The sequence below is a fragment of the Lysinibacillus sp. NPDC097195 genome, assembly GCF_044762075.1.
Classification (GTDB): Bacteria; Bacillota; Bacilli; order Bacillales_A; family Planococcaceae; genus Lysinibacillus.
Genome location: NZ_JBIWDP010000005.1, coordinates 157,988 through 171,301, shown reverse-complemented (window position 1 = coordinate 171,301; position 13,314 = coordinate 157,988). Strand labels below are relative to the sequence as shown.

At 37.9% G+C, this 13,314-nt stretch carries 13 protein-coding genes; 7 read left to right on the top strand and 6 right to left on the bottom strand.

The genetic code is table 11. From position 1 onward, the window contains the following. Positions 1-40 precede the first annotated feature (40 nt). Positions 41-832 (top strand): DUF2268 domain-containing putative Zn-dependent protease, encoded by a 792-nt coding sequence (locus ACIQXI_RS19085; RefSeq protein WP_402927792.1) that lies wholly within the window; start codon positions 41-43, stop codon positions 830-832. 43 nt (positions 833-875) lie between these two features. Here ACIQXI_RS19085 and ACIQXI_RS19080 read toward each other — a convergent pair whose 3' ends face one another. The 3 genes from ACIQXI_RS19080 to ACIQXI_RS19070 form a co-directional block, all read right to left on the bottom strand. Further along, positions 876-2,198, bottom strand: a complete 1,323-nt coding sequence (locus ACIQXI_RS19080; RefSeq protein WP_402927791.1) for a CitMHS family transporter — start codon at positions 2,196-2,198, stop codon at positions 876-878. Between the two features lie 98 nt (positions 2,199-2,296). Then, on the bottom strand, positions 2,297-2,998 hold the full coding sequence (locus ACIQXI_RS19075; RefSeq protein WP_402927789.1) for a response regulator: 702 nt from the start codon (positions 2,996-2,998) through the stop codon (positions 2,297-2,299). Beyond that, complete coding sequence (locus ACIQXI_RS19070; protein WP_402927787.1) at positions 2,973-4,586, bottom strand: ATP-binding protein; 1,614 nt, start codon at positions 4,584-4,586, stop codon at positions 2,973-2,975. The genes ACIQXI_RS19075 and ACIQXI_RS19070 overlap by 26 nt, the downstream gene beginning before the upstream one ends. 124 nt (positions 4,587-4,710) lie before the next feature. On the opposite strand from ACIQXI_RS19070, the gene ACIQXI_RS19065 reads away from it, so the two are divergent. The 4 genes from ACIQXI_RS19065 (at position 4,711) to ACIQXI_RS19050 (ending at position 8,877) form a co-directional block, all read left to right on the top strand. Continuing rightward, positions 4,711-5,220: a DNA-deoxyinosine glycosylase gene (locus ACIQXI_RS19065; protein ID WP_402927786.1), complete on the top strand. Its 510-nt coding sequence runs from the start codon at positions 4,711-4,713 to the stop codon at positions 5,218-5,220. A 92-nt stretch (positions 5,221-5,312) separates the two neighbouring features. Further along, positions 5,313-5,909 (top strand): transporter, encoded by a 597-nt coding sequence (locus tag ACIQXI_RS19060; RefSeq protein WP_402927784.1) that lies wholly within the window; start codon positions 5,313-5,315, stop codon positions 5,907-5,909. A gap of 406 nt (positions 5,910-6,315) precedes the next feature. Then, positions 6,316-7,947: a ribosomal protection-like ABC-F family protein gene (gene abc-f, locus ACIQXI_RS19055; RefSeq protein WP_402927783.1), complete on the top strand. Its 1,632-nt coding sequence runs from the start codon at positions 6,316-6,318 to the stop codon at positions 7,945-7,947. A 123-nt stretch (positions 7,948-8,070) separates the two neighbouring features. Continuing rightward, positions 8,071-8,877, top strand: a complete 807-nt coding sequence (locus ACIQXI_RS19050; protein ID WP_402927782.1) for a hypothetical protein — start codon at positions 8,071-8,073, stop codon at positions 8,875-8,877. A gap of 82 nt (positions 8,878-8,959) precedes the next feature. On the opposite strand, the gene pdxR is transcribed toward ACIQXI_RS19050, so the two are convergent. Continuing rightward, positions 8,960-10,351, bottom strand: a complete 1,392-nt coding sequence (pdxR, locus tag ACIQXI_RS19045) for a MocR-like pyridoxine biosynthesis transcription factor PdxR (RefSeq protein ID WP_402927781.1) — start codon at positions 10,349-10,351, stop codon at positions 8,960-8,962. Positions 10,352-10,465: 114 nt separating this feature from the next. Between pdxR and ACIQXI_RS19040 the strand changes: the two genes are divergently transcribed. Continuing rightward, a complete protein-coding gene (locus ACIQXI_RS19040; RefSeq protein ID WP_402927780.1) occupies positions 10,466-11,425 on the top strand; it encodes a proline dehydrogenase family protein in 960 nt (319 codons plus the stop codon). A 163-nt stretch (positions 11,426-11,588) separates the two neighbouring features. Beyond that, positions 11,589-11,948, top strand: a complete 360-nt coding sequence (locus ACIQXI_RS19035; protein ID WP_402927779.1) for a YybH family protein — start codon at positions 11,589-11,591, stop codon at positions 11,946-11,948. A 7-nt stretch (positions 11,949-11,955) separates the two neighbouring features. Here ACIQXI_RS19035 and ACIQXI_RS19030 read toward each other — a convergent pair whose 3' ends face one another. Then, positions 11,956-12,750 (bottom strand): sulfite exporter TauE/SafE family protein, encoded by a 795-nt coding sequence (locus ACIQXI_RS19030; protein WP_402927777.1) that lies wholly within the window; start codon positions 12,748-12,750, stop codon positions 11,956-11,958. A gap of 24 nt (positions 12,751-12,774) precedes the next feature. Beyond that, positions 12,775-13,230: a GNAT family N-acetyltransferase gene (locus ACIQXI_RS19025; RefSeq protein WP_402927775.1), complete on the bottom strand. Its 456-nt coding sequence runs from the start codon at positions 13,228-13,230 to the stop codon at positions 12,775-12,777. Positions 13,231-13,314: the final 84 nt, after the last annotated feature.

Here is a 13,314-nt window from a genome sequence, read left to right as displayed (position 1 = left end):
TGTCTATTGGAAACATAAGCTATCGCAAGGGGGTGCATGTATGTCGGTGATATCAACTGATGATTGGCTACATGAGTTTAAAACTAGTCAAAAATTAATGCGTAGTAGAGATTTGGAAGATTTACAATGTACGATTCTTTGTAGCCGATTACTAGAACATTTTCTAGGTGGAACGCCACAACTAATACAGTATGAATTGCAGCAACAAGGACTTTTTCGAGCCCATGAAAAAATTAATATGAAGAAATTACAAGAGCACCATACTTGGAACATTGTTCAAGAGGAATTTTTATATTTACAGAAGAAGTGGAGCGGCCCTGATATACCAATTTATATTTTCCCGCTAACACAGGAACAAAATTTAACGAATAAGAATGGCGTAGCATATCCAGATGCCTTGTTTTTATTAATAGGTGAGCTTGAAAAGCAAGAGCTCAAAGCATTATTTGCACATGAGTACAATCATGTTTGTCGATTGCAATACTTAAATAAATCGTTAAAGGAAGTAACACTATTAGATTCAATTATTTTAGAGGGTTTAGCGGAATGTGCTGTAGAGGAGATTTACGGAGCTAAATGGTTGGCTCCTTGGTTGAACAATTATTCTTTTAAAAAAATGTTGACTATATGGCGGTCACATTTTTTGCCTAACATCAATGTTAAAGGTTTAGACAATCATATTGAATTTTTATATGGTGGCAAACTTCCTCCTTGGATCGGATATTGCATTGGCTATGAAATCGTTAAGAGCTATATACAACATCATTCGTCCACTAACGTTCTTATACAAAGTTCGAAAAACATTCTTAAAGGTTCTACATTTTCGCTCTAAAAAACCAGTTGTCGATGCTGCATTGACAACTGGTTATGGACCATTAGATTGAAATTATATCGATGGCTATAGCGATGCCAAGTAAAACAATGCTTAACCCCCACATCCAAAAGAAAGAGTATCTTAAATGTTTCCCCATTTCTAAGCCTGATAAGCCTAAAGCTAACCAGACAGCAGGTGCAAGTGGTGACACAAATGTACCTACGATATTACCAATAATCATAGCGTAAGCGGTTGATAGCGAATCGATATCGAAAGATAAGCCAATCTGTTCAACTACCGGAAATAAAGCGAAATAATAAGCATCCGTACTTAGTAACAAATCAAATGGTACGCCTAAAATACCGATAATAATGTGTAAATAGGATGACAGTGCAGAAGGTAAAATATGTACGGCATTATTGGCAATAGCCGTTAACATCCCTGTACCATTAAGTATGCCCAAAAATAATCCAGCGGCTATAATAATGGACGCCATCGTTAAAGCACTAGGGGCGTGTGTCCGCACACGTTCCATTTGTTCTTTAGGTGTACGATAGTTAATGGGCAGTGCAACAGCAACACCAATTAAAAAGGCTAATGCTGCGGGGACAATACCAGCAACTAAAATCCCGATTACTACAATAGTAATTATCGCATTGACCCATAATAATTTTGGTCGACGTAAATTGGTGTCTACTTCCGATGACACAACACCTTGCGTGACACTATAATCATCATACGTAACAACCAGTGTGCCGTATTGTTTCAAAATGCGTTTCTTTTCTCGAAAACCTAAGTATAACGCCAACACAACCATTAGAATGACGCCGATTATTTGAATAATGATTAACGGATGCCATAGTTCAGTAACGTCCATCTCCAATACTGAGGCGACACGACCTAAAGGACCTCCCCAAGGTACCATATTGATCACGGCTGCAGCTCCTGCGATTAATAAGAGCAATAGGTACGGATTCATGCGTAACCGTAAATATAAAGGTAATAATGCAGGAATCGTAATTAGAAACGTGGAAGCGCCAGAACCATCTAGTTGAGCTACTACCGCAATGAGTACTGTTATCACTGCAACGACAACGACATTGCCTTTTGAAAGCGCAATCATTTTATTGATTAGTGGTTCGAATAAACCAACATCCTGCATAATGCCAAAGAAAATAATAGCAAAGATAAACATCACCGCTACGTGCATCACAGAGTTTAGTCCAGTACTGAAAAATTCGCCCAATTCATTGAAATCAAAACCAGCAATGAAAGCGGCTATTATTGGTGGAATAACCATTGCTACCAGCGGTGAGACACGACCACTTATTAGTAGCGCAACAATAATCATAATTGTAAAAAAGCCAATAATACTTAGACTCAAAAAAGCCCCTCCCTTTTATTGAGTATTTCGACTATTAAAAAGTAGCACGGTGCTTAAGGGAAGGGAATAATATGGTCATATGTTAAATAAGAGTTATACTATTTATTTTGTTCATAAGTTCCATCATAAATATACTTTCTTTCAGGTCTGCCGATTGTGCCGTAAATAGGTTTTATGCACAAAAAGTTTTCGCTAACGAGGTGTTCTAAATAGCGACGAGCGGTCGAACGGCTAGAACCAATTAGCTCACTTAATTGTGAAGCTGTCAGTTCTTGGATCTGTTGGTTTTCAAAAATACGTTTTACAATTTGTAATGTATGCAAATCGATGCCTTTGACGTGGCTGTCTTCAGTCATAGCCGATTCAATATAAAATATTGAATCAAGATCCTGTTGCGTGATGTTTGTGCGGTTATGAAATGATAGTGATTCATTTAAATACTTTTTAAATGCTTGTTGCAGTCGTTGTTGCTCGAAAGGTTTAATTAAGTAATCTACTATCCCTAAATCAACTACGTCTTTTATTAAGTTCCTTTCCGTTGCGGCAGAAACAACAATAATTTTTATGGCAGGATAGTGATAACGTATATGGCGAACTAGTGAGCAGCCTTCAACATCGGGAATATACAAATCCGTTAAAATGATTGCCGGTAAGTTAGAGGATTGTTGTAGTTTTTCGATGGTTTCTTGACCTGTACGGATACTTTCTGTCACGGTAAATCCGCCAATCTTCTGTATATAATCAGCGTGAATGTTTGCTACTCTAAAGTCATCTTCAATAATCCATACGCTCGTTGTCATATAAAATGGCCTCCTTTGGAACAATAATTAAAAAACAAGCCCCACATAAATCACCACAATCTATTAATAACTCACCATTAATCTTGGCGAGGGCTTTTTTGCTTATCGTTAAACCATATCCACGATCTAAGCCCTGTTTAGTTGAAACTCCCGTTGAAAAAATTGCTCCATACATGTTGGGCTCAATACCGGGTCCATTATCTTGGATTTCCAATAAGTAATGATTTTTATAGTCGTTGATGGACAGTTGAATTACTTTATCGGAGGTTGACCAATTTTTCAAAGCTTCAATAGCGTTTTGAAGGACATTCCCAAGTGCTGTTAGGATAGCATCTTCCTGCAGTTTCGATAATTGAATAGTTGAGGAAATTTCCTTTAGCTCAAGTTTTATGCCCAGTTCAGCTGCTTCGGCTATTTTTCCTTGAATTAAAGCTCGTAGTAGAGGAGGTGTTATATCACTGTTTAAAAAAGCTTGATTTTTAAGTTGTATATTGCGCTCTTTTTGAATAAATTCAATGGCTTCATTGTATTGTTTAGAAAATAATAAACCTAAAATAATATGCAGTTTATTGGCAAATTCGTGTGTATAAGCTCGTTGCATATTGGCGTATTGCTTTACTTGTTTTAACTCATCAAATATTTTTTGTATATCTACTTTCTTTCTAAATGTATAGAGCGATCCTATTTTTCTTTTCTTTTCAACTAATGGTGCTTTATTTAAGATAATAAGATGGTCTTCGAGAGCTAGTTCTAAGTTATGAATGTGTTCTTCTTCAACGATTTTAGGGCTAAATATATGCTCGACTGTTTTACCTAACCAAGCTGAAATGGTTTGATTGTGCGTACTATCTAGTATATCGTAGGCACTTTTATTAATTGTCGTTATGTAATTTAAATGATCAACAGCCAATATACCTTCGTCGGTAGTTTCTAAAATGACTTTGTTTTGCTGATATAACTTCGCGATTTGGATAGGTTCCATATTAAATAATAATTTTTTAATATAAAGGGAGATTATAATTGCACCTAGTATCCCTATTAAGAGAATGAACAATGTGTATTGTAGCCATTTATATAGATGACCCTTTATAGTTGTATCAATGTGTGCAGTTAAATAACCGACAGAAACAACGCCGATAATATTATCATCTAAAATAATAGGAGCTTTACCTCGAATAGATTCTCCTAATGAACCTATTGTTTTTGAGATATAGGCTTGTCGATCAAGTAATGCAGCGTCATTGTCACCGCCAACCATTTTATGTCCAATTTTATTTACGCAAGGATGTGAATAACGCACACCTTCCACATTGCCAACAACAATGAATGCTGCGTTAATGTCTTGTCTTAACGGTTCGACAATTTGCTGAATTGTTTCACTAGGCTGTTCATGCGCTAAGGCAGCAATAATTTCATCCATTGATGCGACTGTTTTAGCAATATTTAATGCTTCCTCACCTATTTGTTTTTCTGTTGTATCCCGGATATGTTGTTGCAAAAGATACATAAACAGTCCGCATATGACAAGAATTAGAATAGTCATTAAAAGAATCATTTTAACTGTTAGAGACTGGAATAAACTTTTCATACTTCACCTCTATATAGTTAGCTTTATTTATTCTTCGAATGTTATTAAATTTATGAAATAGTCTATCATAAATTTTCGACATTAAAGAAGGGACAAGCAAGGTTGAATGAAAGGAGAGATGGCAATGTCAGATAAAGTGAAGAACGTGTTGCCACCTGTAGTTGATGCAGCAACAAAGGTGCTTATCGTCGGCTCGATGCCAGGAAAGCTATCTTTAGAGAAGCAACAATATTATGGCAATCCTCGCAATCACTTTTGGTCGATTATAGGGCAAATTTTAAAGCAAGAGATACCAATAAATTATGAGCAGCGTATAGCGTTGTTAAAGGAAAATTGCATCGGTTTGTGGGATACAATTGAATCGTGTGAACGAAAAGGAAGTTTAGATGCCGCCATTCGTAATGAAAAACCGAATGATTTCCAAGCACTGTTTACCAAGTACCCTAATATTGAACTGGTGCTCTTTAATGGCGGTAAAGCTTTGGAAGTATTTAAAAAGCATATTGGCTTAGCGGAGTTAGAGGGGCGTACATATTACAAGATGCCTTCGACTAGCCCGATCCCTGGCAAAAACATTAAATCTTTTGATGAAAAGCTAGCGGATTGGCGTGTGATGCAACGATATTTAGTATAGGGGAATTTTTAGGTCTTTTGCTGAGTAGGCAATGGCTCAACCGGCTTTTGCCCCTTTACATATATTGAATTATGTAAAAGGGGGAGTATGTATTGAATATAAATCCAAATAATGATTTTGGGGATAACTTTAGATTGCCTGGGCCACCTAATTTTTCTCCACCAACGAATGTCGGACCGCCTAATTTTGGTTTTCCACCAAATATGGGGCAACCGCCAGGCTTTGGCCCACCACCAAATATGGGGCAACCGCCAGGCTTTGGCCCACCACCAAATATGGGGCAACCACCAGGCTTTGGCCCACCGCCAAATATGGGGCGACCACCAGGCTTTGGCCCACCACCAAATATGGGGCAACCACCAGGCTTTGGCCCACCGCCGAATATGGGGCAACCACCAGGCTTTGGCCCACCGCCGAATATAGGGCAACCACCTGCTGGACAAATGCCAATGAGTGCACCACCAAGTTTTTCGCCAGCTATGCCTGCTTGGCACGGAGGCTCTAACGGTATTCAAAGATGTTTATTTAGGAATACATTTATCTGGACGACAAGTGGCAGAAGTTTTTGGTTTTTCCCGACGGTTATCGGGAGGGAATTTATTGCAGGATTCCGCTGGAGTAATCGATCTGGCTGGCGTTTCAGTACAATTATGCGAGAAAACATTCTTGCATTCGAATGTTTTAGATAAGAAGTTTTTATTACGAGGGATTCGTCGACTTAACTCGATGAATCCTTTGTTATGTTAAAGGAAATGATTTACAGCGGTTAATTATAAATATTCAGTTTTTAAGCAATTAGTGTTACAATGATGATAACTAAAGATGAAGGGACGATGGGTGGCTAATGATTAACTAATCTTATTTTGTGCACATGAAATGTATATTTCAATGAACTAAAAATAGGATTAGTCTGCCCATTTTCCATAAAGTGCAATGATAGTAGGTGTAAGTGCCTGCTATTGTTAAACGCATACTCAAAATGCCATTTGAATGTCATTTATTGGTCTTTTTTGTGTATGATATTTTCGCGACTAATCCTTCCAAAACTATTGGAGGGATTTTTTTGTCCCTCTATATCGAGAGGAATGGATAACTATGAAAGAACTTATAAAAATGAAAAATGTTCAGTATGAAGTAAATGACATTCAGATTTTTGACAATGTGACGGCTACGGTAAAACAAGGCGAAGTCATTGGAATTATCGGCAAAAATGGAGCAGGAAAGTCAACATTATTACAGCTACTTCAAGGCATACTAACACCAACGGCAGGACAAATACTAGCGATACAGCAGTTACAAATGGCTTATGTGGAACAAGAACAAGCAACGATAGACAATTGGGAAATAAGTGCGGAGGAAGCAGATTTACTTGCTAAATGGCATGTGCCAACTACAGATTTTTCAGCTTTAAGTGGCGGTGAGAAGCTGAAAAGACGACTAGCAAGAGGTTTTTCGCAGCATGCACAGCTATTATTATTGGATGAACCGACCAACCATTTAGATGAAGTAAGTACAGCGCTATTGATTACCCAAGTGAAAAAATATGATGGGACACTTATTGTTGTATCCCATGACCGTTATTTTTTGGACGAAGTTGCCACGAAAATATGGTCATTAGAAGATGGTAAACTGCATGAGCATAATGGACATTATACAAGTTATATGGCGGCAAGAGAGCAACAAAGGATAGCACAGCAACGTGCCTATGATAAACAGCAAAAAAATATTGAGCGTATTGAAGGGCAAATGAAGGAGCTGTCGTCTTGGTCGCAAAAAGCCCATGCGCAATCGACGAAGCAAGAGAGTTTTAAGGAATTTTATCGAGTAAAAGCTAAACGAATGGATGCTCAAGTAAAATCAAAGAAAAAACGTTTGGAAAAGGAGCTAGCAAAAAATAAGGTGGAGCAACTGAAGCAAGAAGAGGAAGTTCGATTTTCTGTAGAGACCAACCAGCGGGTAGGTAAACGTTTTTTAGAGTGTAAACGTGTAACAAAATCTTTTGAGCAACGTCTGCTCTTTAAAGAGCTCACGATGACGATAAAATTCGGTGAAAAGATTGCCATTACAGGCCCAAATGGTAGTGGGAAAACTACTTTATTAAAGGTGCTGATCGGACAAGAACAAGCGGATGGGGAGATTTGGATTTCGCCTGCGGCCAATATAGGCTATTTAACGCAGGATGTCTTTGATTTGCCGCTGGACCTTACACCAGAGCAATATTTTTACAGGGAGACTTTTGAGGAGAGAGGTCAAGTCCGCAATGTTATGAAACATTTAGGGTTTACGGCGAACCATTGGACAGCACCTATTGGCAATATGAGTATGGGAGAACGTGTGAAATGTAAGCTTATGGCTTATATACTAGAAGAAAAAAATGTTCTAATTTTAGATGAGCCAACAAACCATCTTGATTTACCGTCAAGAGAGCAATTGGAGAAAACATTGGAGCTGTATACAGGTACATTGCTCGTCGTATCTCATGATCGCTATTTTTTAGAAAAAACGACGGATATCGTTTGGGAGCTGAAAAATAAAGGCATTGAGAAAAAATGGAGAGAGAGTGCACCGCCACAAGTCAATGATACAAGTGCACTTCGCTTAAAGCTGGAAAATGAAAGACAAGAAATACTCGGCAAACTGAGTTTTTTAACTGCCAAAGATAAGGATTATGCGATGCTTGACCGCAAATTTAACGACTTAACGAAGCAAATTAATGAACTCCGCTAGTTTGACGTTTAAGAGAGAGCAGAGTGGGGAAAATAAACTAGATTCAGCACAAGTACTTGATGCTTCTATTTAAGTTTTGCGAGCAGAGGCAAAAGGCATAATAGCAACTAGAGAGGTGTTTAAATGAAAAAATTAATTTTTACAAGTGTACTAATGGTGAGTATGCTTGCCGCATGTTCTGAAAAAGATACGAATACAGTAGAACCAGACCAACCACAGCAAGAACAGCAATCCAACGAACAGCAAGGTACTGAAAACCAAGACGGTGCATCTGGCACAACACAGGAAGACACAGTATCATCTGTCACACAGGCCGAAGCATTGAACACGATAAAAGAACAGCTTGGAACAGACTTAGCGATTGATTTGCCAAATAATCTTCCTTTATCGAAGGGAGCTTTTTTAACAGCAACGACGACAGCAACAGACAAACAAGCAGAAATTTTATTTTTAGAAAGTAAAGACTATATAGCTGTCAACGATGCAAAGCTGAAAAATGCTTCTGCTGCAACAACGATTGCCAAACTTACTGTAAAGCTATATGACAGTATAGATGAGGCAAGCAAACAGGTAGCCTATGAAGACTACAGTAAAAATGGCGGGCAGCAAGTAGCAATTGGCCACAACCTTACTGGCTATCAGGATGCTGGTGCTGGTTCGTTATGGACTGGATGGAATGAGGGCAGATGGGCATTAGCAACCCGTACCAGAACAGATAATTCAGCCGCTGGAGTAGACTTAGCGAAACAAGCAGTAGAGTATTTAGAATCCCATACGCTGCCGATTCCCCATGAAAACGGCATGGTGCATTTAGACGTTTATCAATCAGGAAACTTAATTGTATGGCAGGACGGAAAACTTGTTTATACACTGGATTCGATAAAAGATCCGATGCAGGCATTAGCCATTGCTGCTGCTTTTAATCAATAATGACAATACCCTGAGCGCAATCGCACTCAGGGTGTTTTATGTCTATAGAAACGCCCTGCCCTTTAACATAGCCGTTAGCCTTTTACTGATCAAAAATTGCTTGGAATAATCGAGTCACGCCTTCTTGAATGTCCTCTTTTTTTAAATGCCCAAACCCTAAAATAATCTGATTGTTATGATTGCCCTTAATAATGGCATGTTCTTCTACCGGATATACCTTTACACCAAATTGCTCAATTTTTTCAAGCATTGCATTTGAAAAGTTGATATTTTGTAGTTCTACTACGAGGTGTAGCCCAGTGGAATAGCCTAAAATCTTTATATTATTTGAAAAGGTTGTCTGTAAGCAATCGATAAGGAAATCTCTATTGTTCTTATAATACTTCTTCATTTTTGCAATATGTCGTTCTAAATATCCGTCTTTAATAAAACGAGCAAGAATTAACTGATCTATTGAAGGCGTATGTAAATCTGAAAACCACTTAAGCTGACGGCATTTTTCAACAAGGTCTATCGGGAGAACCAAATAACCAATTCTTAATGCTGGTGAGAGAATTTTACTAAAAGATCCAACGTAGAGAACATAATTAGGGTCTAATCCTTGTAAGGAACTAATGGGAGGCCCTTCATATCTAAATTCGCTATCATAATCATCTTCCACCAAATAACATTTTTTTTGCCTTACATAATTTATTAACTGGATTCTACGGTGGATTGGCAAAGCCCCCCCTAACGGAAACTGATGGGAAGGGGTTATAAAAATAAATTTAGGCTGTTGATCTTGCGGTAATAAGGAGGTCATCATCCCGGATTGATCGACAGGTATCGAATAAATAGAAGCTCCTGAAGATGTAAATATAGTTTGAATATCCTTTGTAATGGGGTCTTCCATAATAGCCATGTCATTTGCAGATAAAAGTAATCTAGCGACAATTGTTAATGCTTGTGTAGCACCGGATGTTATGACAATTTGATCAGGATGACATTCTACACCCCGTGTTCGTAATAAATAATTGGCTAATACATCCCTTAATTCGAATCGACCTTCGGGTAGGTCGTAACCAAAATGGATAGGTTGCGTATCATTCCAAATATGATGAGATAATTTCGCCCATGTTTTACGCGGAAATAAATCTAACGCGGGTATGCCTGAACGAAAATCAATTTTCGGTTCTTCTATTTTTTCTTCTGTTCTTTTTTTAGAAGGTACTTTGCTAGATTGTGTTAATAATGCACCATCGACAACAAATGTACCAGAACCTCTATAAGATACTAAAAATCCTTCGGCCACCAGTTGCTCATAAGCCTCTAATATTACATTTCTAGAAACATTTAATTCAGAACAGAGTTTACGTGTGGATGCCAATCTTTCACCACCTTGTAAAGTTCCATTTAAAATTTTTTCACGAATCTGTTGATATACCTGTTTATTTAAAGGTATATCCAACGCTCTATTGATTTGTATCCACAGCATGTTTATCTTTCTCCTTCTTATAATTGGTACCTTTAAAAAGTGTTTCAAGTGGTTCTATTTTTACCAATATTACCATGATAAAGTAATTTTAAATAATGAATAGGAGATGGAAAAATGAAAAAGCCAGAGCAATTAGTTATTCAAGCATTGAAGTCGGCCGCTAGAAATCATCAAATGAAAGAGAGGTTTCTGCAATCAAATGAACTTTATCCACTATTATTGAAGGCTGCAAGACGGTATGTGGCAGGGGAAGAAAGAACAGAAGCCATTGCCGTAGCACAGCAAATGGTTACTAAAGAGTATCAGTTTTCATTGGAGTTTATAGGAGAAAATACTGTCGATCTTGAGGAGTGCCAAAATGCTACAAAAGAATTCATGGTGTTAATTGAGGATTTGGGTAACTTATCTCTGAAGCAAACCGTATCATTTGATTTATCTCATATTGGCTTGTCTATAAGCAAAGAAGTCGCCTATAACCACTTACTTCAACTTGTTCAGCAGGCAAATAAGTTTGACATTCTACTAATGATTAGTATGGAAGAATCATTAAAGACAGACGATATTCTTACTATTTATAAAAAGATAGCAGCACAGTACGATAATATCGGCATCACATTACAAGCTCATTTATATCGTACTGAGTTGGATATAGAAGAGCTTGTTCAATACCCTGGAACAATAAGAATTGTAAAAGGTGCATTTCAAGAACCAAGTACCATCGCTTTTGAGAGATCAGAGGAATTGAATAGTCGCTATCTTCAATATGTGGATCAATTAATCAAATCAAATCATGCTATTTCCATAGCTACGCATGATGAATCCATTATACAGGTAATGGAACAACGACAGTATTTTCAGCGAGCGAATGTAGCAATTGAAATGCTGTATGGTGTTCGACCCGATTTACTTCAGCGTTTAAAAGGAAAAGGATACAACTGTAAAGTGTATTTGCCGTATGGTCAGGATTGGTATTTATATTTATGTCATCGCCTTGCTGAAAACTCAGAGAATGTATATTTAGCAGTAACGGACATATTAAATACAGTATTAGTAGATAGTAGTAATGGTTATTGAGGAATCGAATCATTCCTATTTTTAATATATCCTATGCTAACTAGTTGGATATGCTTCAATTTTAGTCGCACGTTATTATCTTTCAAGACAGCCAACATTTAAAAAAAATGTATTGAAATGCAAAGTAGTTAGCTAATATTAAATAATAAGAGGAGGAATGATAATGGACTATCAACATGCTTTAACTCGTTATATCGCAGCAACAAATACGCATGACTTTAACAATGTCAAAGCATTATTACATCCACAGGCGGTTTATTGGTTTACGGATCAAACATGCACAACGATAGAAGAGATAGAGGCTTATTTTAATCATGCTTGGCATGTTATAAAAGATGAGCTGTATCGGGCGACAAATGTTCAGTGGCTTACGGCTGATGCCACCTCCGCTACATGTATTTATACATACCATTACGAAGGTTATCATAATGGCACATTTATATCAGGTAGCGGGAGAGCAACAAATATTTTTACAGTAGTAAATAATGAGTGGAAGCTTATTCATGAGCATTTAAGTAACTAACGTTTCTTTATAAGATTTTTATCATAACTTGAATAAGCAGCAATGACATAATAGCAATTAGCAGTCGTTTGGCAATTTTTAAAGGCACTTTTGGCAAGACGATGAGTCCGAGCTGTGAACCAATTATAGAGCCTACTGCCATCGCAATGGCATAGTGCCATTGGATAAAGCCTGTTTGATAGAATACAAGAAATGCACCTGTACAGCTTCCGAATATGAGCACTCTCGTTAGCTGTACAGCCTTTATGTACGAGGCATGATTGCGGATATAATATAAAATGCTGAACGTGGAAGACCCTGGACCAAAGCCACCATCATAAGCAGCAATAAGAAATGGTTGTAATAGCCCTTTGATAGCAAGGCTCTGTTGGTCTTCGGCTTGAATCGTCCAGTCGGTCTTTTTCAACGTCATCAGCAATGCAAAAAGTAGAAGAATACAGGCAATACCGTTCATTACTGCTTCAGACATAGAGGCTGTTAACAGGGCGCCGCAAATACCGCCTATAATTGCTATGGCAATATTTTTTAACATGGCAGTTAGGTGAAGCTCCCGATGGTGAATAAGATAAAAAACACTGGACAGCGCCGCAATACCGGAGGAAAACTTATTCGTCGCGATACTCGTTTGAATAGGAATCCCGACAAGCATCATAGCTGGCAGTGTAATAAGCCCACCCCCTCCCGCTAGTGTACCGATAAAGGAAGCGACAACACCAATAATAACGAGCGTTAGTGAAATCTTCGTGAAAATCGATGCTAAAAAAATAACAAGCGACAACAGCACAATGAAAGATTTTTTCATAGGTAGCCCTTAGCCATTAACTTCTTAATCTAGCTTTGCCGCATAAATGCGAGAGCTTTCTCCCCAGGGATGATACCCTGTACCGATATGTGAAAAACCATAGCGTTCATACAAACCGATATGATCGGTACAAAGATAAAGCTGTGAAAACCCATGGCGCTTTGCATCCTTTTTAGCTTGCTCTAATAGCATTGCGCTATAAGCATGCCCACGATGGCTTTCCTCAATGTACACCGCACAAACCCAAGGATATAAATCCATTCGACTAATAAAATCATTCGTTACTAAACCAGCACAGCCAATGATGTCATCATTATTCATTAGTAAATACCACTGCGGTAGCGGTGCCTGCGCATCAATACAATGGGCAATGCAATCTTCATAAACCATCATACTGTCCTCACTTGCCCACTTACTTTGAATATAACGGGTTGCCGATTTTGCATAGCTCGGCTCCTCGCGTACAGAAATAATTTTCATACACTCACCCCTTTGAAAAAATAAATACATACGGTTATTATTGTAATAAATGGAAGCGGCGATAAGCAATAGTAAACATAGGGG